Here is a 24946-nt window from a genome sequence, read left to right on the forward strand (position 1 = left end):
TTCCTTATTATTCCCCATTCTCTTTGAGGGTGGCAAAAATTCGCTGTTCGTCTTTTGAGCCATGCTCATCGATGATGGCCAGGTTGTTCCAGCCATTTTTAAAAACCATTTCCATCTTATTTTCTCCGCTGGTATGCCCGACATACTGCTCATTCAGGTACCAGTATATTTTTGTGTTTTCATCATGATGGGCGGCTTTGCAAACCACACTCTGAACCCTTCCGTCAAAATCACGTGGTAAAAACAATTTGGCATTGGGGTTGGGGTAAATGATTTTAAGCGCATGTTCGCTTGTATAAGCCTTACACCAGGGGTAATGGCTTTTGACAGGAGGTATGTAATGACCTTTTTTTCGCAGGTAAAAAGCAATGTCGGGATGATACACGCTTACTGCCTTTTTAACACTGCCGATAGCGTTCCAGCATTGCGAACAACATTGGTACTGACCGTCGGAAGAGAAGTGTTTAAACTGGTGGTAGTCGCATGTTCGGAGAGGCTTCATCTCTTCAGGTACCAACAGTGTATCAACAGCCGGGCAGGCATCGCCGGCTCTGAAGCCTGACAAAGCACAGACGCGCATGGGTTTATAATCAATATCATCGGCTTCGAACCAGTCCTCGCCATCCTGGTGAGGCAACATCTGAAGTATATCAAATAATATGGGGCCTGCCGTTGCCGCACCGCCAATATTCTTATTGCCTTCGCCATCAAAATTGCCGCACCATACAGCAATGGTATATTGTGGTATTACACCAATGGCCCAGGCATCCTTATGACCAAAGCTGGTGCCCGTTTTCCATGCTATGGGCCTGGAGCTGCTGAAGCGTTCCCAGAAATATTCACTTCCGGGCCGTTTCAGGTCTTTAAGCATATCAAGTGTGAGCTGGCAACTGCCGTTACTTATTAACTGGGCGCTTGCCTCATTTGTCTGAGTTCCCTTGAGTATATAATTTTCATTGAAAATACCCTTATTGGCAAGACCGCGATAGAGGCTTACCATGTCCCACATCTTAACTTCGGCACCACCCAGTATCAAAGGCAAACCATATTCATCGGCTGTGCGAAACAGGGTGCTTGTACCTGCCAGTTTCAGGAAGCTGTAGAAATTATAAACACCATAGTAGTTTAGCAGTCGAACCGCAGGAATATTTAAGGAGCGAACCAATGCCTCATGGGCCCTTGCCACCCCCTGGAATTCGCGGTTGGCGTTACGGGGTGAGAAACCATCGAAATAAGTGGGTAGATCGCGGATATAGCTTTGAGGTAAAATAATGCCTTCATCGATGCTTAGAGCATATAAAAAGGGTTTTAATATGGAGCCCGATGAACGTGCAGCCATCACGCCATCGACCTGACCGCCATGCTGGTCATCAAAAAAATCGGGTGAACCCACATAGGCTTTGACGGCACCGGTCCTGGTATCGGCCACTAAAATGGAGAGGTTGTTGATATTGAGGCTGGCATATATTTTCTGGTATTTCTCAGCCAATTGTACACAGTGCTTCTGTATGCTTTCGTCGAGTGTGGTGTTTAAGAGCCATTGATTGGGATTATCTGCTTTTAAGCGTCTCGCCAGGTGGGGGGCATGCGATTGGAAGCTAATAAAACGGTCGGGTAAGTCTTCGAGTAAGGCAAGACGGTAGTTTTGCTCACTTATCAGCCCCTTGTTCAGCATCTTTTTTAGCAAGCGGTTGCGTTTATCGCGCAATGGAGCAGAATCACCTTTGGGATATATCATGCCAGGAGCATTGGGTAGCACAGCCAGTGTGGCTGCTTCACCCCAGGTGAGCAGGCTTGCATCTTTACCGTAAAATTTAAAGGCAGCCGTTCTATAGCCGATCACATTGCCACCATAGGGCGCATGGTCGAGATACATGCTCAGCAGTTCCTCCTTTGAATAGTGAAGATCAAGTTTAATGGCCAGGCCAATTTCCCGTAGTTTATTGATGTATGTCCTTTTCTTTGGCTTAGACATGCGGGCCATCTGCATGGGAATGGTGCTGGCACCACTTACTATACGCCGGTTTTTTATGTTTTGCCAAAGGGCCCGCCCCATGGCTTTGACATTGATGCCCCAATGCCGGTAAAAGTTTTCATCTTCAAAAGCAATGACAGCTGTTTTTAGCTTTTGGGGCACCGCAACTGTGTCGGGTGGGAAATACCATTGTTCATTGGCATTGATAAACACATGTAATAAGCTGCCATTGTCGGCTTTTACAGTGGTGCTGTACTCTTCGTTGAACAGGGGCGAAGAAAAGGGAATTATTAAATAGAAGCAAGCAATGGCCGGGAGTGAGATGCCCAGCCATTGCATTACTTTTTTCTTATTTAAACGACTCAACATGCACTTTTACTCTTTCGGTTGTGGCTTTGAAGTCACTATCATACATAGCTTCAGTCAATGTAGGAGCCAGGGTAAACTGACCAGTGTGAATACAGTTCAGTTTCACCACAAAGTCAAGTCGTTCAGTGCCATTAAGATCGAAGAACCACATCACACGGTCATCACGTATATCCAGGTAATCTTCCTTGTTGATGTTCCACTCGCGCACCCAGCCTGGTAACAGGGTGCCATTCAGGCGTGTGTTTTCAATGGCCCATCCTGATGGAATGATCTGTACCAGGGCCAGTTCGGTTAATGAGCGGACTGCACTGGTGTTCTTAACACTAAAACGGCCATAGAAAGTAGTACCTTGTTTCAGGTTCTGTGGATTAATACGTTTACCATTTTCATCGTACCAGTTAACCTCCAGGTCCAGGTTCTTTTCAACAGCAGGAGCCTTGTCTTCAAAAGGCACGCCATTCCACGCTAAAGTAGCATAGACCTGCTCCAAATCTGATCCATCTGAAAGTTCAATCCTCAGGGTCTGCCCGAAGTTACCAGGTATTCTGACCGAATAGTTACCAGGCCTGTTAAAAGCAATCTTCTCACCGTTGGCCAGTATTATATTACCAGTCATCATCCGGCCATTGCCTATTTCAATATCTGCAGCCTTAAAATACTTACCCAGTGACAATAACATGTAACCGGAGCTTTGCGTGCTGAGGTAATCCAGTGCGGATAACTTCCTGGCAACAGCCTTAGCGACCAGCTCGGCATCATTCATTTTATCCATAAGAGTGGCACAATAAAGTATAATGGCATCGTCGCGGTACCTGGAGCCGAAGCTGTAGGGATCAGGCTTGTACTCTTCTGTTGTATGGTCAGCCCTGGCCAGTATCTGTTCGCGCACATCTTCAACACCATTCAGGTGATACGCTGTTGCCAGCATCCACTTTTGGGTGCTGTTCATCTTATCAATCTCATTCTCCATCAGCAGGTTCATTTCAGACATGACACTGCGATTGGCCAAAGCCAGAATAAATACCCGGTTAACACGTGTCATCAGGTGTCCTTGGTGCTTTTTAGCGTTATCGCGCAGGCTGTTGATGCCGGTATCATATAAATAATCAGGTACGGCGTAACCTTGTTTTCGGGCTTCAACCAAAAAGTGAGTCACGTAGTTGGTGCCCCAATACGAAACAGATGTTCCGCCCGGCCAGTATGAAAAGCCGCCATCACCAGTCATAAAGCGCTGAAGGCGTTTAATGCCCTCGTTTATGTTTTCGTCGATTGTTTTATTTTCTTCGCTGCTGAAATAGCCCATGGATTTGAGCATCAACTGCGGGAACACAGCAGAGGTGGTTTGTTCTATACAGCCATAAGGGTAGCGGATAAGCCATTTGAGGCGGTGATCAAAGTCCATATCAGGAAAAACACTCAATTGCAGCGAGGCATTGTTGGTTCCATCCATACCCACCTTTGGTACATGCATTTCAATGCTGCTGCCTTTGGCCACTTTTTGTGTTTCCTTATTGTAAACGCGTGTGGCATTGGGCACTACTTTAATGTTGGTTGTGCTCTCAACCACAATATCACCCGACTGCCCCTTGATCACAATCTTAGCCTGACCAACAGCTTCTTTAACACGTAGCTTAAAGGTAATGTCAGCCTCTGCATTTTGTGTGAAGTCAATGCTATGCCTGTCTTTACCAATGATCTCCAATGGCCCTTCAGTGCTCACTGTGAAGTTGGCCTGCGAAACTTGCTTATTGAGGTTAAACAAGGCCACAGGAAGGTTAAACTCATCACCCGGATTAAGCATGCGCGGTATGGCGGGCTGCATAATAATATCAGAGCGTACCGGAACCGTTTTATCGGCATTACCAAAGTTATTGCGGTGCGTACCCACTACCATAACACGCACGGCACCATTGTAATTGGGCATGTGAAATGATACGCTTGCTTTACCATTGCTATCGGTCATAAGCGGGCCTTTGAACATGCACACAGGCTCAAAACGTTTTTTGCCATCCACCGGGTCAACCTGCGACTCGCGGTAATCCATCTCTTCGGCACCACCGATTGAGAAAGTCTGGAATACGTCGCCTTTATTCGCACTTATTACCTGCGAGAAGATATCATAGCTATCTATAAAGAGACCGATCTTTTTATAGAACTCGCGCCATGGGCGGGGTGTTCTGAATTGTGTTAAGCTCAATAATCCCTCATCAACGACTGCAATTGTAAATTGCGATTGGCGCCCGTTCACAGTGCTGATGTCAATGGTGAAATCTTCATTGGGAACCAGGTTGTCGTCCGTTGATATCAGGTATTTGATTTTTGTATTCTCATCCTCAACATAAATCGGGATGATACCAAACATACGTAATGGCCTGTCGTTGATGGTTTGATCGTGAGGCTGTAAGACAGATACAGTGGCATACACATTAGGCAGCATGCTTTTGTCAAGAGGAATGTCAATGATCAGTTCGTCAGCATCTGTTTTGGCAGGATCAACCCAAAACCAGTCCAGCATACGATTGCCTTGCTCGATCGTTACCAGCACATTACCGCGTTTGGGGTTAGGCAGCTTGATCCTTGCCGTTTCGTCAGGGCTGTATTTTTCTTTATCAGTTCTGATGGCCAGGGTGCCTTCGTTATTGTCGCTGCCGCCCGAACTTCCATATTTATAGGCGCTGAAGAAAATGGATGATGAATGGCCATTACCGCCATCGCTCACTTCAATCAGGTACTCCCCGTCTTCGGAAGGCTCGAAGCTGATGGTGGCAAGACCGTCAGTCGATTTAATGCTTCCTTCGGTCTCCAGGTAAGTCTGGTTATCTTGTTTATACCTTAAACGGTAGTTGTTACGGCTGTCGTACTGATACCACCAGCGTTTATCGTTTCGGTAAATCTTGTATTGCAGGTTTCGGCCACTGATGGGCTGTCCTTTGGTGTCAAGCAGTACAACCGGAAACTTCACTTCCTGGTTGGTTTTATAGTAACCGTAACCACTTGGATCTTTGATACCCACATAATTGGGGTAAACATGCATGCTGGTATAATTCCAGCCTTCGTTGGGTTGACCTCCCTTATCCAATACTTTGGCAGCGATCTTCAATTTCAAGGATGATGGCACCCGTCCCAGTGAAGGCACAAACCATGATGCACTGTGATTGCCCTGTGCATCCAGTTGTGTTTTTAGTACATTGTGTGTGCTGGCTTTAAAGTCCACATCTTCGCGGGTAAAGCTGAACTCACGATACCTGGGAAAGGTCATTTCATACGGTAACACTTCAATACTCGCTTCAGCCTTAAGTTTGGCAGCAGGAGCGCCAAACAGATACTTCGCATTAATATCAAAGTCAATGACCTTGTCGGTCCAGGTAAACTGCCTTTTGCGTGGCTTCACCTGAACTTTTAATTGCTCAGCTACCACAGTTTCAATTTTCAACTCTTTGTTAAAATAGGAGCCGCCGGCATTTATGTTGATGTTATAGGTGCCGGTTGGGGCATTATCATCGGTGGCAAATTTAAACACGTACAGACCATCGATGGCCTTTACCTCGGTATGCTCAAAGACGGTTTTGTATTGCGGGTCTCGCACTCTTATTTCGGCCGGGTGGTTACGAGGGAATGTGGCGTCGCTATTCCTGGCTATAAAGGCTACATGAATGGAATCTCCAGGTCGATAGACCCCTCTTTCAAGATAGATAAAGCCTTTGGTATTATGGCGGGAGTCACGCACACCGCCTATGTCAAAGCCGGAGTTACTCCATCGCATTTCGTTTTTATTCAACAGGGTCACTTGGTTTTTGTACTCTGCAATAAGGTAGTTGAAATAAATACGGCTGCCAAAGCTGGCCAAGCCCTGGTTGTTACTTGTGGTACTGGCTTCCACATTTCCCTGCCAGTCGAGCAATGTAACACGCACATCAGACAGTGCTTTACCGGTGACAATATCAGTGATGAAAGCTTTGGTACCTTCGCCCGTATATTTCAGGGTAACACCCAGGTTACTTAGGAATACCGGTTTGTAAATCTGGCCTTTGTTCAATACGTAACGAAGAACGTCCTCTTCGGTTTCCTTCATCATATCTTCAGGCGTAAAGTTGATGCGGATCAGGAATAAGCCATCGTCATACTTTTCAAACAGATCGGACAAGTCAAATTCATTGAGCAGCCACTCGTTTTGTGTTGCCCCTATTTCTATGGTTTGGTTTTTAATAATAACACCAATGTTACTCTCATAATTATTGCTAAAACCAGTGTTTCTCGTCTTTGAACTATTGAGCTGTTGCGATTGTGCAAAATCACCAATGCGGTCGGCAAACACTTTTTTAACCTGCAGGTGAACACGCTTCAGGTTAGTGGTGTAAAACTGTATTTTCTTTTTATTGGATGTAGGCAAAACAATACCGTTGGAGGCAAACTCAAGTTGTGGCGGAATATCAGAAAAACTGACCTCCCGGGTTATCTGTCCTTCGGTTTTGGTTCCCCAGCGACTGCTAATACCTTTGCTTATGCTAATGGTGTATGTTGAACCAAATTTAAAGTTACCATCTATAATGGCTGTCTTACCCAATTTCTTGACTTTAAAATCGATGGCCGGAGTTACCGATATCAATCCATCGATGTTTTTTTCCATACTCAGGTCATCGGAGAAAACAACCCTGACCCTGGGATTTCGTCCATCTTCGTCGACTCTGAACTTGTTAACTTCCATTTTTTTGAGAGGAGAAACAACAAATGTCTCTGTATAGTCATATTCCAGATCAAGTGCTTCTTTCTTAATTTCAAAGCTGAAGTTCTGGTTGTTATCTGTCCGGGTTATTTCACTACTGGTAAACAGGAAGTTTCGCTCATCCACCTGGCTCCATGACAGTGTGCATTTACCACCTTTTATTTTAGCGGATTCCTGCAGTGCCTCAAGGCTGGTCTTTTCAGAAAAGGTAACGCTACCGCGATAAACCAGTATTTTGGGACTGTTGTGGTCTTTTAATTCCAATGCTCCGTTAAAGACACTGATATCACGACCCAAAACATTGAATGTAAATTCCACTTCATCGAGTTTAGCCGTTTTAAACTCATCAGATAGGGAGGGTAAGTCCAGGCTTCCGTGGTAAGCTGTTCGTAATTCAAAGTCTTCTTCAGGTGTAAATACCAATACACTTGTGCTTTCCCATTTTGCCTGACCTTTAACAGATGGAGAAAAGCTAAATGCACCCTTGGCACTACTACCCACTTCGCTATCTTCAACAACAGGATTATTAAAAATAACTTTGATACTTTCATCAAAATGAATATCACCACTCGTGATATAACTGATCTCCCTGGCTTGTTCTTCAGTGTAGGTTATTTCAACCTTTTCTTTTTGTGTTTTCTTGCTGTTACAGGCTGCAGAAGCAATAAGCATCAGAGTTATTAGACTCCAATTGAAAAGCATATTTTTATTCATAATGAAATGGGATGTGTTTGATACTTAGGGAGACTAAAATATAAAATTTTATTATAATCAATGACTGTAAGGAGTAACATGGTTTGGTTCTAAATAGTATAGTTTAATAGTTTATCAGTTTATCAGTTTAATCTTTCAACTTCTAAACTATTCAACTTATCAACTTTTTATCAATTCATCTGTTTACATAAAATTTATACATAATCGTGCATTGGCTATTCCGGTGCATGGAACAGAAGTGCGTTGAATGACAATTGATGTTGCACCGGTTTTTTATTGGCATTGAATACCCGGGGCGTCGCTGCGCTTTGCCCCGGGCTATGATGTGGCAGACTTACAGCCTGCTAGTTGCAGCTTGGTTAAATAGTATAGTTTATCCTTCGCTCGGCAGCACCGGGAGGTTTAAATTTATCTAAGCTGTAAATCAATTCCTCAGTTCGACGATTTATCAGTTCGACAGTTAAGCAGTTTAATCTTTCAACTTCTAAACTATTAAAACTTATCAACTTTTTATCAATTCAACTCATCAATAAATAAACTGCCGATAGCTATCGGAATTTGAAGTAATTAGCAAAATACTAATACCCGGCAGCATCTATAGATCTGTCGGTTTTTGATTAGTTTAACTGTCGAACTGATTGCCGTGCTGAAAGTTAAGTAAGTGTCAGTAAACCAGGATTAAGGGGGTGTTATTAACTGCTTTTATATTTCTCTCAACTACTAATAATTAGCATGTATATTACCAATAATTAGCATGTAAATTACTTATAATTAGCATTCATATTGCCAATTATTAGCATGCAAAATGCTAATAATTAGTACATATCTATCAAAGATACTCCCAAACTTTGTAAGAGTTATTCATGATCTCAAATCGACTAAAATTACAATAGAATTGAATACAACAACACAACATATGGTTTTCTCCACTATGCGCTCAGGAATAGTTGATGCTGTGTTGTCTTTTATAAACACTCAGGGTTCTGTTTTTGTAAGTACATTTTTTAATAGGAGTAAATATCCTGCGAATACGAGATATGTTTTTAAGCCTTCGGCAACTGCTAATGCTGTCTGGACTTTTTTGATGCCTGATGCAAACCGGGTCATCTGCAAGTTTTATGCACCAGAAAGCCTGCTGCTGTTGTTACAATTAGCAATTATTAAAAGGTAAAAAGGCAAGGTATCGAAGCGTCAACGGATCAAGTCTCTATTATTAGCTAACTTTTTATTAACCAGTTAACATGAAAAATATGTCTAAGAAAACTTTAAACTTAACAGTGCAGTCTGGCTTTATGACACCCCTACCCAACGATTGTTGTGCACTGTTGCAAGGCCGGCAAACCCTAATCAATAAGGATATTAGCAGGGTATTACCTGTGAAAGGACCGGATTGGGGCCCTGAATCAAAGTGTATATTATATCTGGAAGATCAATTTAAATGCCTTGTTGCCTCTTAATATGTTGGTGTGACAGATTGGCGTCTGTCAAAAATGGGTAATTCACTCTGCTGCTACACGGGTATGGTTATAAGTATCGTACAGCAAGAAGAAGTACTAATTATAAACACCATATTATTAATGAAATGAGCAAAAATATCACGATTTTATCCACCTTTGCCAGCTGTGGCAACAGGTTGCTCAATCGCAGTATTTAGTACAAAGGCTCAAAAAATAATTACTGCCTCACACCACCACTCACTATTGAACAGGCATCAAGGATGTCTTTATTACCCCGATTGCTTTAGTTGGGTGAGGTGTTAGCTTTTACTCTTTCGCGACTCAATTATTGGTTGTCGAAAATTCTACCTGGATATAGGAAGCGCACTTATTCTGTATCATAAATTCGTTTGAACATTTTTTTAGTAAACAGCCCTATTACGAGGTAATTACGACCTGTATAAGGCATTAGAGTGCCTAAATGGCGTATATTAATTTTTACAAGTATGAAACATATAATTACACTACACATTCTTCGTCCCAGGCCTGATGCCGGCTCAAGCACATACACTAATAGAGGGAGATGGCAGCATGACCCGTAATACAAATGTCGCCTAAACCGGTTCAGAAACTGATGTTAATGGTCGGGCAACCGTCAATATTGATGTTTTTTGCTTTGCCGATGACTAAATCGCTGAATTTGCCCTGCTACTTTCCACTATACCATTGAAGGAGCTGAGGCAGGACGCTTCAAGTGTATTGTATTAGAGACTGATATGGCCAATACACACACACACACACACACTTGACAATAGAGCTTTACCCAAAGGGATTGCGATAATAAAAGTGGGTGCATTTACTCAATTGCTTTTACTTAATTCTAAATAAACTCCGCGTTGTGTTTTCCATAAAGCCTGCTGTTTAAGGTGTAAGGCTCCTGTGGTACAGAAGGTATGGCATGACCGGGAACACACATCATGATATATAATATACTAAACAGCTAATTGAAACCAATATTCATAAATACAGGCTGAGATTAGAGCCTGAATTAATTATTAACAATTAAATTTTATTCAAATGAAAAAATTCATTACAATTTTCACAATTGCTTTTTTGTGCGTTGTTACCACAACAGCACAACACACATTAACACTTAGCGATATCAGCTTTAATGAAAGTACAGGTTTGATTTCCAGCTATACCGGGACTGAAACCAACATTGTTATTCCAGCATCTTTTAATGTAAATGGAACAGACTATCCGGTTCTTAAAATAAACCAGAACACCTTTAGTAGTAAAGATATCGAAGAAGTTACTATCGGAAAAAACGTTGAGACAATTGGATTTAATGCCTTTAATAATTGTACTCAACTTGCAACCGTCACTTTTGACGCAGAATCTAAATTAAAGGCTATTGAATATCATGCTTTTGATGGGTGTGCTCTTACTTCCATTGCTTTGCCTGAATCTATCGAAAGTATAGGGAGTTCAGTATTTGCAAACAATGATTTGCAAACTATAGCTTATGGAAGCAACCTTACTACCCTTCAGCCTAACTCTTTTGATGGCAATGATAATATTCAAACGATAAATGGTGAGGCTTATAGCGGCTTGTTTATTTCAGGTGAAACCCTTTTATTATATTTAGGAGATGAAACTACTATAGATTTTATACCTAGTGGGGTAACTACCATTAGACAAGATGCATTTAAATCGAGTGCCATTACTTCAGTAGACATCCCGGCATCGGTTACTACTATTGAAGCAAGTGCTTTCAGAGCTTGTGCTTTAACAGAAGTAACTATACCTAATTCGGTTACCTACATTGGTCAGGGGGCATTTAGAAATAATGTAGATGCCGCAGGAAACAAATCATTAAAATCACTAAGCTTAGGAAATCAGGTGGAATTTATTGGAGATGGTGCATTCCATGATAGTGAACTTGGTGAGCTTACCATTCCGGCATCTGTTACAACCATAGATCGTGCTGCTTTTGCCGATGCCGGTATAACCAAGCTTACTTTTGGAGCCGATTCAAATCTTGAAACTATTGGAGCTTTTGTTTTTACAGATAATTCTTTTACAACTGTTGAAATACCAGGTTCAGTAAAACGAATTGAAAACGACGCGTTTAATGGCCTTAGTAGTTTAACCACTCTTACTTTTGAAGCCAATTCTGTTATAGAAACTATTGGGGACGAAGCTTTCAGAGCTTGTGCTTTAACAGGAGTGACTGTACCTAATTCTGTTACACACATTGGTGAAGGGGCATTTAGAAATAATGCAGATGCCGGAGGAGACAAATCATTAACATCACTAAGTTTAGGAAATCAGGTGGAATTTATTGGAGAAGCAGCATTTCATGATAGTGAACTTGGTGAGCTTACCATTCCGGCATCTGTTACAACCATAGAGACATCTGCCTTTAATGATGCGGGTATAACTGAGCTTACTTTTGCAGCAGAATCGAAACTTGAAAATATTGGGAGTTCTGCTTTTTACAAAAATTCCTTTACAGCTGTTGAAATACCTAAATCAGTTAAAACAATAGAAAGTAGTGCATTTGTCAGTAATTCAAGTTTAGAAACACTTACTTTTGAACCCGGTTCTGCTTTAGAAACCATTGATAACTATGCGTTTAAAAGCTGTGGCTTAACATCTGTCACAATACCTAACTCTGTTGTAAGTATTGGATATGAATCTTTTATGTTGAACGCAAATTTAGTAACTCTTGATTTGAGTGGTGCTTCTTCACTTCAGGAAATAGGAGGCTATGCATTTAGAGCTTGTGATATCGAAAGCCTTACTATACCAAACTCCGTAGAAACAATAGGTGACAGGTCATTTTCATATAATGAGAACCTGAGTTCTCTTACATTTGCACCTACATCGTCAGTTAATAGTATTGAAGGCGCTGCTTTTTATGGATGTAAATTAAGTACAGTTGAGCTTCCTAATTCGGTACGTTCCATTGGAGCTCAGGCTTTTTCAGGTCAAAACGCTACTTTATCCCCCATTGATTTACCAACTGAGGTTACAGGGTACACAGTAACCTGGCAGGATACTGATGGCAATGCAGCTACTCAAATTGAAAGTGCTACATCTGGTAAATCTTTTGAAGCACTGTATACTATCAACACTTATAAAGTAAGATTCTTAAATGAAGAAGGTAACCTTATAGGAGAAGAACAAACTGTTGAACATGGCAGTGCAGCATCAGTTCCAACAGTTTCTAAAACCGGATATACATTTTTGGGTTGGTTTGATACGACTGATGACCTGGAGGTAACAGATTTTACTAATATTACTGAAGCCATAGAAGTTGAAGCTCGTTTTAGTACAGCTACTAATCTTGACACTAAGCACGGTTTGGGCATAAAACTATATCCAAACCCTGCCACTTCACACTTTACAATTGAAGGAGCAGAGCAGCAAACACTTACAATTTATAGTGTGAATGGCGCCCTGGTAAAACAAATCGAGGACTTATCAAGTACTCATACGATTCAAATTAACGACTTGCCTAAGGGAATTTACATTGTTAAGGCAGGTGGTTTTACACAACGACTTTTAGTTAAGTAATTGTTTTATATGCTTATGAGGGGTAGTGCCAATGGTACTGCCCCTTTGTTAAATCAGCAAATGTTGATGAAGAAAATAGTAAGCACAGGGCTTGTTATGCTGTTGTACCTGTTTTTTCTTTGCATAGAAAACCCGGGGCATCGCTTTTGGGTGTTCAGAAAGATCTCAAGGTTCACAATTATAGTAATTTGCAAGTTTGTAAATCAGCTTTCCTCCTTTCCAAGGAGGAGTGCTGATTTCCTTGATGTATAGATATATGCGTTTATAAAACTTCTTTTCGAACACTCGTGTAAGATTAATCGATTAACTATCAGGCTGTAACTATCGGGGCGTGGTCAAAAAAAAGAAACGGTGGTTTTAAAAGAGGCAAAATATAGCACAAGCCAATGATATAAATAAAAAAAAAGATGAACCACGAATTACACGAATTGTGCAATCGCTACGCGATTACTTTGGCGCAGCCATAATCCGCTTAATCCGTTTATCCCGATAGCCATTGGGGCGTGGTCAAAAAAAAGAAACGGTGGTTTAAAAAGAGGCAAAATATAACACAAGCCAATGATATAAATAAAAAAAAAGATGAACCACGAATTACACGAATTGTGCAATCGCTACGCGATTACTTTGGCACAGCCAATAATCCGCTTAATCCGTGTACCCCGATAGCCATTGGGGCGTGGTCAAAAAAAAGAAACGGTGGTTTTAAAAGAGGCAAAATATAACACAAGCCAATGATTTAAATAAATAAAAAAAAGATGAACCACGAATTACACGAATTGTGCAATCGCTACGCGATTACTTTGGCGCAGCCATAATCCGCTTAATCCGTGTACCCCGATAGCCATTGGGGCGTGGTAAAAAAAAGAAACGGTGGTTTTAATAGAGGCAAAATATAGCACAAGCCAATGATATAAATAAAAAAAAAGATGAACCACGAATTACACGAATTGTGCAATCGCTACGCGATTACTTTGGCGCAGCCAATAATCCGCTTAATCCGTTTACCCCAATAGCCATTGGAGAACAATGATTATTGACTGCACCATTTGATTATAGATACAACTAATCGCTACGCGATTAGATAATCCGTGTAATTCGTGGTCAAAAGAAAAAAGAAAACGGTGGTTTCAAAAGAAGTAAAGTATAAGCAAAACACAGATTTAAATAAATATGAATATAAAACCAGAATTCTATGGATAATCCAAACAATTCCTCAATTTAGCAACTCGACGGTTCGACAATTCGACAAAGAGGCTATCGCGGGAGAGATGAGTTGATTAGTAATAAATCTGTAGAAGCAGGGTTTGCAAAACTGCGCCAGTGGTTTTGATATAGACTATTAGACGATAGGCAGTTCGACAGTTTATCAGTTTAATCTTTCAACTTCTAAACTATTAAACTTATCAACTCAACACATCAACGCATTGAGAAAGCATATAAGTACCAATTAAACAGTGTTATAGCTGTGTTCTTAGCTGCTTCTGCACTTCTTTCAACTACTAATAATTCCCATACGTATGGGGAAAAGGAGTATAAAAATTACTAATTATTAGTATACGAATTACTAATAATTCCCATATAAATCTCAAAAATAGCCTCCAACTTTGTAGCAGTGATTCTTGATTTCAAATCGATTAAAAGATAATAGATTGAATACTGCAACACAACATATGAATTTATCCACTATGCGCTCGAGAATCGTTAATGCGGTGTTGCCTTATTTATACACCCAGGGTTGTGCTTGCATGAGTGCATCTTTTAGTAGGACTAAATATCCTGCGAACACTATATATGCTTTTAAGCCGGCGGCAATTACTATTGCTGTCTGGCTTTTTTTGATGCCTGGTGCTGACCATGCAATCGGGCGGTTATATGTGCCGGGCAGCCTGTTACTGTTATCGCCTTAGTAAATATGAAAAGTTACAAAGGCAAGGAGTTGAAACATCAACAGTTCAAGCCACTATGATATGATATCTATTTACTAACTAATTAACATGTAAATCATGGCTAAGAGAACTTTAAACCTCAGATTGCAGTCAAGCCTTATGACACCCGATCAAATTAACGACAATGCACGGGTACCATATCAGCAGACTCTAAGCGATAAATGTTTTGCCAGGGATATGGACAGAAAACGGACCGCATTGCGGCCCGATGTCAAGGAGTATTTTATTCCCGGGCGATCGTAATAAAATTCCCTGTAGCCTCTTGATATAAAGGGAGTGGCAGATTGGCGTCTGTCAAAAAGAGGCGATATACCCTGTAGCTGCACGGGCATAGTTATGAGTATCGTGAGGCAGAAGGGTACACTAATTATAAACACTTAAGTATTACTAAAATGAGCAGAAAAGTTACGATTTTATCCTCCTTTGCCGGTAGTGACTACAGTATAGCCTCATTGCAGTACAGAATACAAAGGGCTCAATATATTACTGATACCTCTCCCCCCACACTCACTATTCATTAGGCACCAAAGGGTGTCTTTTTCCCCGATTCACTTATAGGGGAGAGGTGTCAGATTTTACCCTTTCACTACTAAATATTAGTATGAAAAATGCTGATTATTAGTAATCAAAATGCCAATAATTGGTATTTCCAGCTCAGGTATAGACACGATCTTTGTGTCGGTAATATTACCTGTGAAAAGGAAGAGCACTTATCATAAAATCATTTGATCAATATGCTATTTAGGAAACAGCACTTTTACAGGGCAACTACTGCTCTGTATATGGTAATGAGGTGCCTAAATGATGTTTGTTAATTTTTTAATCATTATAAGCATGAAACATTTAATTACACTAATCATTTTTGTTGCCATAGGGCTGATGTCAGCCCAGGCGCAATGGATTTTAACATCGGGAGATGTTGAAATGAGCGGTAATACAATTACCGCCTATGTCGGTACTAAAACCGATATTATTATTCCGGCAACCATTAACATTGATGGTAACGATGTTGAGGTAAAAGAAATCGGAGCCAATGCCTTTCAATCAAAAGGCTTAACCAAAGTAGTTTTATCGGACGGTATTACTACCTTAAATGGTTTTAGTTTTGCCGATAACGAAATTACTGAGCTTACCCTGCCAACTACACTTGCAACTATAACAGGTGGTGATTTTAACAACAACAAAATTACTACTTTAAACGGTGCAGCATCGAAAGGTTTAATTTATGCCCGTAACAGCGATGCTACAGTTGATGAGACCACCATTGTAAGTTATGGCGGCGATGCTACAACAGTTAACTTTATACCCGATGCTGTAACTACCATTGGCGATAATGCATTTAGCCACACCCTGGTAGAGCATTTTACCATAGGCTCTAATGTAACTGCTTTGGGAGACAGGTCTTTTGATGAGTGCTCTAACTTACAAACTATCAGCCTTACAAATGGTAAACTTACTGAGATTGGCCAATATGCCTTTCATAAAAGCCTGGGGCTAAATAGTGTTGAAATACCCAGTACCGTTACAACTTTAGGTGATGGTGTTTTTAGTTATAGCAGTCTTAAAGAAGCCACCTTTGAATCTGGTACTGACATAGAAGTACTGCCACAGCTTATGTTTGAAAATGCCGGTTCATTACAGCAATTTGAAGTACCTAATTCAGTCACTAAAATTGGTAATTATTGCTTTATGAGATCAGGTATAGAAGAGTTTACTTTTGAATCATCGTCTAAGGTAGTGAGTATTGGCAGTCACTGTTTTCAAGAAACCGACCTTGGCGCAATAAGCATACCTGCATCGGTTACTACCATATACTCAGCGGCTTTTCAGGCATGTGAAAACTTAAGCTATGTTTCTTTTGATGAGGGCTCGCAGATTTCCACTTTTGGCAGTTATTTATTTAGAGATTGTACAATAAACACGTTGGTATTTCCAGAGACGGTAAATGTTATGGGAACTGATTTTTTTGATGGAGCACACATCGAAAACCTGGTATTTATGTCAAACCCAGGCAGCATCAACCCCAATGCATTTCGTAACAGCAATATAACCTTTGTTAACGGCATGCCTTTTGACAATGGCTTGTTGTTTCTTCACCGCGATGACAATGGCACTTTAGATAAAACAAGAATTTCAGCCTATGTGGGTAGCGCAACCAAAATTAATTTTATTCCTGCTGAAGTAAAAACAATCAGTACAAATGCTTTTAAGGACAAAAACATTAGTAGTGTAAGCATTCCTGCATCAGTAACCACCATTGAAGATGGTGCATTTGCGGATAATACAAGTTTATCAAGCCTTGAATTTGAATCCGGCTCATTGTTGCAAAGCATAGGAAGCAACGCTTTTGAAAATTGTTATTTCACAAGCCTCGAAATCCCGGCTTAGGTACAGGAAATTGGTTCAGAAGCTTTTAAAGGGTGTAGTATATTAAACAATGTCTCTTTTAAAACGGGAGCGGTGTTAAGAACACTGGAAGCTTCTGTTTTTGAGAGTTGTAACATTATAGACATTGAAATTCCCAATTCGGTAAACTCCATCGAATCCAAAGCATTCTTTAATAATAAGAACTTAAATCCGGTTACTTTGCCGACTAATGTTTCCGGTTATGATACTAACACTAACACAGTAAGCTGGGAAAATGGTAATGGAGAAGCAGCCGAAGATATTAAAATTACAAGTGCTGAAAGCTCTTATTCGGTAAGTGAAGCTGTAAACACCTGCACCGTTACTTTTGAAGACTGGAATGGTACTGATTTAATGACAGCTCAAACAGTTAATTACGGAGAAGCTGCCGCAGCGCCAACTACCGATCCTACACGAACAGGTTACACCTTTACAGGCTGGGACACAGAGTTTGACTATGTAACTAAAAATTTAACAGTAACAGCACAATATACCGAAGGTTATACAGTCAGCTTTTTTGATTGGGATAACTCTGTATTAAAAACAGAATTTGTTGAAAGTGGTAGTGCCACTGCTCCCGCTGAACCAATAAGAGAGGGCTATGATTTTGATGCCTGGGATGTTGTCTTTACCAACGTTACAGCAGATTTAAGCGTAAAAGCACAGTATACCTTTGCCGAGTATGATATTGCTTTTGACAGTAATGGGGGAAGTGATGTTGCTAATGTAAAGTATCAAATTGATTCACCAACTTCAATTTTACCAATACCAACAAAAGATGGTTATGCATTTGATGGATGGTATACCGACAATACAACATTTACCGATTTGGTTGATGCTTTAGGAGACAGGACAGGCGATTTACAATTGTATGCCTTGTGGAAAGACTCTGATGAAAATGGTTTGGTTTACGCCTCTGATGCCAAAGAAACCGTTATTGATTATATAGGTACTGCCAGGGTAATCGACTTTATTCCCAATACTGTAACAAGCATTGATGATAAGGCCTTTTTAAATAAGAACTTAAGCGAAGTAACTATTCCTGCATCGGTTACTTCTATAGGAGCCCGGGCATTTTATAACAACCTGTCAATGACAAGCATTAGCTTTGAGTCCGGTTCGTTATTAGAGAATATTGGTAGTGAAGCATTTAGGGCTACAGCTCTTACTGCTGTTGTAATACCTGAAAAAGTGGTTAATATTGGTGCATCGGCATTTTACGAAATTAGCACTTTAGCAAGCTTAACATTTGAACCAAACTCATCGCTTACATCAATAGGTTCAAACGCTTTTAAAGGCACTGCTATTACATCTCTTGAAGTTCCTAAGTCAGTCATTACAATAGAAGGTTATGCGTTTTATTCGGCAAATGCTTTAGAGGAGTTAACATTTGAAGATGAGTCATCGCTTACATCAATAGGTACAAACGCTTTTAGAGGTACAGCAATTACATCACTTGAGGTTCCAAAGTCAGTTATTACTATAGAAGATCGTGCATTTATTATAAGCTCTTTAACGGCGTTAACATTTGAATCAGTTTCAAGCCTTGAAACTATAAAGGAGTATGCATTTTACACCTGTGACATTAAAACCTTGCAACTACCTGCTTCATTAAAGACTATTGGTCAATATGCTTTTATGGGAAATAGCAAAATGACAAGCCTTACATTTGAAGGTGAATCGTCACTTGAATCGATAGCATATAAAGCATTTTATGGCTGTAAAATAAGTTCATTGGAACTACCTACTTCATTAAGGACCTTGGGAAAGGAGGCTTTTAGGTATAATAACAGTATAAAAAGCCTGACATTTAAAGACAACAAATCGTTACTTGAAGCTATACCTGAACGAGCATTTACTAACGAGCCTATTGAAGGAGAACTTATAATACCTGCGTCGGTTACAGAAATTGGTGATGCTGCCTTTCAGGGTACAACAATTACAAGCCTGAAATTTGAAGATGAGTCATCGCTTAAAACAATAGGAAACTCAGCTTTTAGAAGTACTACTATTACATCACTTAAGGTTCCAAAGTCAGTCATTACAATAGAAGGTTATGCGTTTGAGGGTACAACTACTTTAGAGAACTTAGAATTCGAGTCAGAATCAAACCTTGAAACTATAAAGGAGTATGCATTTTATAATTGCGATATTGGTTCATTGCAACTACCTGCTTCATTAAAGACTATTGGTCATGATGCTTTTAGGGTAAATAACAGTATGACAAGCCTGACATTTAAAGGTGAATCATCGCTTACATCAATAGGTTCAAACGCTTTTAGAGGTATAGCAATTACATCACTTGAGGTTCCAGAGTCAGTTATTACTATAGAAGATCGTGCATTTTATGACATTTCAACTCTTACCAGCTTAATATTTAAGGGTAGCTCTTCACTTCAAACAATCGAGGAATATACCTTTGGAAAAGCAGGTATTACTGAAGTAGATATACCATTATCTGTTAAAGTAATTGTGAGTTTAGCATTTGATGGTTGCTCCCAACTGAGTAATGTAACTTTAAACAATGGTGGTTTAATAAGAAGCATTGGAGCCAATGCATTTGCAGCTTGTCCAAGTCTAAGCGATGTTGATTTGCCAAGCAATGTGGCAGGATACACAGGAACGGTAACCTGGTCAGATAATGATAATGTTGAAGCTACTCAAATTACAAATACAGCAAAATCTTATGCCATAACAAGTACCATCAACACTTTAGAAGTAACGTTTAAAAACAGTGATGGCAGTGTGTTAAAAACTGAGACTGTAGACTATGCAGGAGCCGCAACAGCACCTGTTGCTTCAATTGGAGATGGTTATACCTTTACCGGCTGGGATAAGGAATTTGATAATGTAACCGCAGATTTAACAGTTACCGCACAATACACAGCCAGTACTTATACAGTTACTTTTAATAATGATGATGGAAGCGAGTTAAAGAGCGAAACAGTTACGCATGGTTCAGGGGCCACGGCACCTCTTGCAGATCCAACTTCAACAATAGCAGATTATTTCTCTTTTACAGGCTGGAATTTAGCATTCGATAATGTCCTGTCTGATATGATTATAACAGCACAGTATACCATCAACACTTATACTGTAAAATTCTTAGATGATGATGGTAATACAATAGGAGACGCACAGACAATTGAGCATGGTAAAGCAGCTACCGTCCCTGAAGATCCTGATAAAACGGGTCATACTTTTACTGGTTGGTTTGATACTAATGGTCAAAAGGTAACTGACTTTACTAATATTACAGCTACGCTGACGGTTAAAGCCAGGTATAGCATCAATACGTATACGGTTACCTTCTTAGATGAAAATGGTAACATATATGGGCAGCCTCAAACTGTTAATTATAATGAAGATGCAACACGTCCAGCAGATCCTTCTAAGACCAATTTTACTTTTGCAGGTTGGTTTGATGCTAATGATACACAAGTAACTGATTTTACTAATATTACAGCTGACCTGACAGTAAAGGCTAAGTTTACTAAGGCTACTAACCTTGACCATGAGCAGGGTTTGGCAATAAAAGTTTATCCAAACCCTGCTATTTCTCACTTTACCATTGAAGGGGCAGAGAATAGCACCTTAATGCTGTATAATGTTAGTGGTCGATTGGTAAAACAAGTAGAGAACTTGTCAAATACTCATACCATTCAAATCAATGACTTGCCTAAGGGAATTTACATTGTCAAGGCAGGTGGTTTCACAAAACGACTTTTAGTTAAATAATTGTTTCACATGTGCATGAGGGGTGGCACGCCAATGGTGCTGCCCCTCGTATTAAATCAGTATAGGATGATGAAGAGAATAGTAAGTACAATGTTTGTTATGCTGTTGCTTATGGCAGGCAGTAATGCGCAAACACCCGATAGTAAATGGGGAATAGGAGTTTATGGAGGTGCTAACCAATACAGCGGAGACTTTGGAAATGGCTTTTACCGTTTCGACCAGCCATTTTATGGTTTCGTGGGTTTATCTGTTGCCCGGAATATTACCCAACACTGGGACGCCGAGTTTAATACAACCTATGGCGAAATAGGGCATGTTGAAGAACGGGAGCTTTACACCAACCGCTTTTTGCATCGCATGTTTCAATTCAATTTCGTAGCCAAATACAACTTTTTTAAATATGACAATGTAAGGCTGCGTCCATTTGTATTTGCCGGTATGGGTTACGCATCTTTTGATGCCAGACGTTACGACCGTTTCTACGATAATTTTACAATACCAGTCGGTGCCGGACTGAATATTAAAGTATCGCCAACGCTAAGTGTGGTGGTGAAAGAAACATTCATTATCCCCGACGGTGATAATATTGAAATGGTCAATAATGGTCCCACAGATGTTTACCTGCAACATTCGGTGGGTATTGTGTTTAATATTGGCCGCAGAGATAAGGATAAAGATGGCGTAGCAGACCGTTTAGACCGTTGCCCTCAAATAAAGGGATCTAAAGCAACGCTTGGCTGCCCCGATTCCGATGGCGACGGCATAGCTGATGACGAAGATTCCTGCCCCGATCAGAAAGGACCCAAAGAGACACATGGCTGCCCCGACCTGGATGGCGACGGGGTTCCTGATCATCTTGATCAGTGCTCTACCCGCAAAGGTCCTGCAGCAACCAACGGCTGTCCCGATACCGATGGTGATGGGATACCTGATCACCAGGATAAATGTCCTCAGCAGAAAGGGCCACAGGTAACACATGGTTGCCCCGATTCCGATGGCGATGGTTTAGCGGACCACGAGGATAGATGTCCCCAGGAAAAAGGGTCACGAACAAACGGAGGATGCCCTGAAGTAAGCATTGTTCTTGACAAAGATTATACGATCAGCTTCCAGACGGGGAGTTCAGATTTTACAGCGGACTCCTACAAAACCATTGACAGTGCAATTGATTTTATGAAGAGACAAGCAAAAACCCAGGTGGTGATTGAAGGTCATGCCGATAGCAAAGGAAGCATTGCTGTTAATAAGCGTTTGTCGCAAAAGAGAGCAGATGCTGTACGTAATTATATCATTAGCAAAGGCATTAGTGCTCACCGCATCACTGCCATTGGTAAAGGAAGCTCAATGCCCGTGGCCACCAACGACACTGCCGAAGGAAGAGCTGAAAACCGAAGAGCCGTTTTAAGAGTGAAATAAAAGCAGTATTTAGTTTATATTCCAAGTTCTTGGATTAGCCCTGTTAATCTGAGTGAGAGGATGTCCGAAAATAAAGTTTCACGCTAAGAACGCTAAGAATCTCGCAGAGGCCGCAAAGTGTAAGATGTTACTTTTCAAAACTTTGCGTTCTTTGCGATTGTTTTACTTTGCGCATTTGGCGAGAAATGTTAATGTTTTTGTACACCCTCTTTTTTTATTTCCAGACACAGCTATCGAATGACCATGGGGGATTATTAGCTTTGCTAATTACACATCGTTACCTATTACTCTATCGACCTGTTAATTTTTCAACTGACTACTTATCAATCCGCTGCACAATCTCTTCTATATTCAGGCGTGTTCGTGGTGCCTGTTCGCGCTTCATCAGATCCTCTGGAAGTATACTGGCATCACCTTCATAACCAATGGCAATAACTGTAGCCGGTTCATACTTTTCAGCATCCAGGTTCAACAGCCCGATGACTTTACTTTTATCAAATCCACCCATTTGATGAGCCTGTAAACCTTGTGCGGTTGCAGCCAGAGCCAGGTAGGAATTGGCGGCACCAGTATCGTGCAAGGCATAAGCGTTGGGGCGATTCTTATAATCAAAGTGCTTTTTTGCAACTGATATGATCAGCATGCCTGCGTTTTGAGCCCATGCCTGGTTGCCGGGAACCAAACAATCAACAAATTGCCTGAATGCCTCTGTGTCATTTTTCATAGCGTAGTAATAGCGCCATGGTTGCTCATTCATGGATGAAGGGGCCCATTGTGCCGCCTCAAACAGGGCATTGACCTGGTCGTTTGTGATCGGTTTATCTTCAAAGGCGCGGGGGCTCCATCTCGTTTTGAATGCTTCCGGTAATTTCATAGGGTTTGTATTTATAAATGATTGATAATTCATGTTTGAAGCCTCGGGGGCGAGCCTGTCTTCACTTTGAAAACAGGGGGTTACTTCAGTTTATTAAATGTAAGGAATTATACATTCATTGGAACTTCCATCAGCAAAACTTTTGCATCAGATGAAGCGCTTAGTTCAATCTCATTAACACCTTCAATGCCAATGCCATCTCTACGTGTCAGTTCATGATCGGCTACATTAAGACCACCCTCCAAAACAAAGAGATAAACACCGTGATTATCACCTTTTAGTTTATAATTGACGGTGGTTCCGCGGCTTAGGTCACCCATGTGAAACCAGGCATCCTGATGGATCCATACGCCATCATCATCAGCCTTGGGTGAGAGGATTTGGTATAATTCATCTTTCCTGTACAGGTCACGTATTGAGATCTGGTCGTAACGTGGCTTGACATTGTTCTTATTGGGAAAGACCCATATTTGCAGAAACTTGACCTGCTTGTCCTTATTCTTGTTAAACTCACTGTGAAAAACACCTTTCCCGGCACTCATCACCTGCACATCACCTTCGCGGATTATTGCAACGTTATCCATGCTGTCTTTGTGTTCAAGGTCGCCTTCCAGTGGAATTGAGATTATTTCCATGTTTTCATGGGGGTGTTTGCCAAATCCCATTGCCGGATTGACCGTATCGTCATTCAACACCCTGAGCGCCCCAAAATGTACACGCTCCGGATCATAGTAGTTGGCAAAACTAAATGTGTGGTACGAATCTAACCAGCCGTGATTGGCATGACCTCTTGTGTCAGCCCTGTGTAATACAGTTTTCATGTTTATATCCTCCGATTTTGTTATTCCAAATAACTTATTGCCGATGAATATAGCCGGCAATATTGCTTGTATTCGTTTGATAAATAATCGCCTGTTCATGACTTGTAATTTTATACTTACAAAAATACAGGATAAAGAGGTCTTTAAATTATAAATATGCAAGAGGGTGTTATAAAAATCCGTTATTTACAGCTCTATTCCGCAGGAATAATCCGTGTACCCCGAGAGCCATTGGGGCGTGGTCAAAAAAAAATGAAAATGTGGTTTTAATAGAGGCAAAATATAACACAAGCCAATGATATAAATAAATAAAAAATGATGAACCACGAATTACACGAATTGTGAAATCGCTACGCGATTACTTTGGCGCAGCGATACCCCAGGACTAGTCATCCACATCCACCCGCTGCAACCCCGAATATGTTAATGCAGGAATTAGTTTGAAGCGGAATAGGTAGTTGTATGATTAAGGGGGATAAGTATAACTCAACAATTCCTCAATTTAGCAATTCGACGGTTCGACAACTCGACAAAGAGGCCATCGGGGAACAAGGATTATTGACTGCACCATTTATTTATTGTTACAACTAATCGCTACACGATTAGATAATCCGTGTAATCCGTGTAATTCGTGGTCAAAAAAAAAAGAAAACGGTGGTTTTAATAGAGGCAAAATATAACACAAGCCAATGATATAAATAAATAAAAAAAAGATGAACCACGAATTACACAAATTGTGCAATCGCTACGCTTTACCCTTTAGTGTTCGAAAAGAAGTTTTATAAACGTATAGATCTATGCATCATGTAAATCAGCTCTCCTCCTTGCCAGGAGGAGAGCTGATTTACAGCTTGCAAAACACTATATATGTGAATGTTTGAATCTTTTCGAACACTAGAGCGCTTTACCCCGGGCTATAAATATGGCAGACTTACGGCCTGCTACT

10 protein-coding genes are annotated in these 24946 nt (G+C 40.7%); 6 read left to right on the top strand and 4 right to left on the bottom strand.

The features are described from left to right. Window positions 1–7 precede the first annotated feature (7 nt). Window positions 8–2344, bottom strand: a complete 2337-nt coding sequence (gene pbpC / locus ACRD69_RS19265) for a penicillin-binding protein 1C (RefSeq protein WP_430816767.1) — start codon at window positions 2342–2344, stop codon at window positions 8–10. After that, complete coding sequence (locus tag ACRD69_RS19270) at window positions 2325–7781, bottom strand: alpha-2-macroglobulin family protein (RefSeq protein WP_430816768.1); 5457 nt, start codon at window positions 7779–7781, stop codon at window positions 2325–2327. The genes pbpC and ACRD69_RS19270 overlap by 20 nt, the downstream gene beginning before the upstream one ends. Before the next feature lie 895 nt (window positions 7782–8676). Between ACRD69_RS19270 and ACRD69_RS19275 the strand changes: the two genes are divergently transcribed. From ACRD69_RS19275 to ACRD69_RS19300, 6 genes are all read left to right on the top strand, one after another. Further along, entirely contained in the window at window positions 8677–8952 is a 276-nt protein-coding gene (locus ACRD69_RS19275; RefSeq protein WP_430816769.1) for a hypothetical protein, read from the top strand. A gap of 1342 nt (window positions 8953–10294) precedes the next feature. Further along, entirely contained in the window at window positions 10295–12799 is a 2505-nt protein-coding gene (locus ACRD69_RS19280; RefSeq protein WP_430816770.1) for a leucine-rich repeat protein, read from the top strand. A gap of 2003 nt (window positions 12800–14802) precedes the next feature. Continuing rightward, complete coding sequence (locus tag ACRD69_RS19285; protein WP_430816771.1) at window positions 14803–14988, top strand: hypothetical protein; 186 nt, start codon at window positions 14803–14805, stop codon at window positions 14986–14988. A 591-nt stretch (window positions 14989–15579) separates the two neighbouring features. Further along, window positions 15580–17133 carry a leucine-rich repeat domain-containing protein gene (locus ACRD69_RS19290; RefSeq protein WP_430816772.1) on the top strand — a complete coding sequence of 518 codons (1554 nt, stop codon included), beginning with the start codon at window positions 15580–15582 and terminating at the stop codon, window positions 17131–17133. A gap of 9 nt (window positions 17134–17142) precedes the next feature. Continuing rightward, window positions 17143–20889, top strand: coding sequence for a leucine-rich repeat protein (locus tag ACRD69_RS19295; protein ID WP_430816810.1), 3747 nt, complete (start codon window positions 17143–17145; stop codon window positions 20887–20889). Window positions 20890–20955: 66 nt separating this feature from the next. Beyond that, complete coding sequence (locus tag ACRD69_RS19300; RefSeq protein WP_430816773.1) at window positions 20956–22305, top strand: OmpA family protein; 1350 nt, start codon at window positions 20956–20958, stop codon at window positions 22303–22305. 316 nt (window positions 22306–22621) lie between these two features. Here the strand turns inward: ACRD69_RS19300 and ACRD69_RS19305 are convergent, their stop codons facing one another. Beyond that, entirely contained in the window at window positions 22622–23179 is a 558-nt protein-coding gene (locus tag ACRD69_RS19305; RefSeq protein ID WP_430816774.1) for a nitroreductase family protein, read from the bottom strand. A 107-nt stretch (window positions 23180–23286) separates the two neighbouring features. Continuing rightward, the gene (locus tag ACRD69_RS19310; RefSeq protein ID WP_430816775.1) at window positions 23287–24000 is read right to left on the bottom strand and encodes a pirin family protein; all 714 of its coding nucleotides are present in this window, start codon (window positions 23998–24000) and stop codon (window positions 23287–23289) included. Window positions 24001–24946: the final 946 nt, after the last annotated feature.

It is taken from the genome of Carboxylicivirga agarovorans (assembly GCF_050589845.1).
Classification (GTDB): domain Bacteria; phylum Bacteroidota; class Bacteroidia; order Bacteroidales; family Marinilabiliaceae; genus Carboxylicivirga; species Carboxylicivirga agarovorans.

Excerpts from the sequence above, each read along its gene's own strand:
- ACRD69_RS19300 (WP_430816773.1), top strand. The coding sequence starts at position 20,956 with ATGATGAAGAGAATAGTAAGTACAATGTTTGTTATGCTGTTGCTTATG.
- ACRD69_RS19290 (WP_430816772.1), top strand. The coding sequence starts at position 15,580 with ATGAAACATTTAATTACACTAATCATTTTTGTTGCCATAGGGCTGATG.
- ACRD69_RS19270 (WP_430816768.1), bottom strand. The coding sequence starts at position 7,781 with ATGAATAAAAATATGCTTTTCAATTGGAGTCTAATAACTCTGATGCTT.
- ACRD69_RS19285 (WP_430816771.1), top strand. The coding sequence starts at position 14,803 with ATGGCTAAGAGAACTTTAAACCTCAGATTGCAGTCAAGCCTTATGACA.
- ACRD69_RS19310 (WP_430816775.1), bottom strand. The coding sequence starts at position 24,000 with ATGAAAACTGTATTACACAGGGCTGACACAAGAGGTCATGCCAATCAC.
- ACRD69_RS19305 (WP_430816774.1), bottom strand. The coding sequence starts at position 23,179 with ATGAAATTACCGGAAGCATTCAAAACGAGATGGAGCCCCCGCGCCTTT.
- ACRD69_RS19280 (WP_430816770.1), top strand. The coding sequence starts at position 10,295 with ATGAAAAAATTCATTACAATTTTCACAATTGCTTTTTTGTGCGTTGTT.
- pbpC (WP_430816767.1), bottom strand. The coding sequence starts at position 2,344 with ATGTTGAGTCGTTTAAATAAGAAAAAAGTAATGCAATGGCTGGGCATC.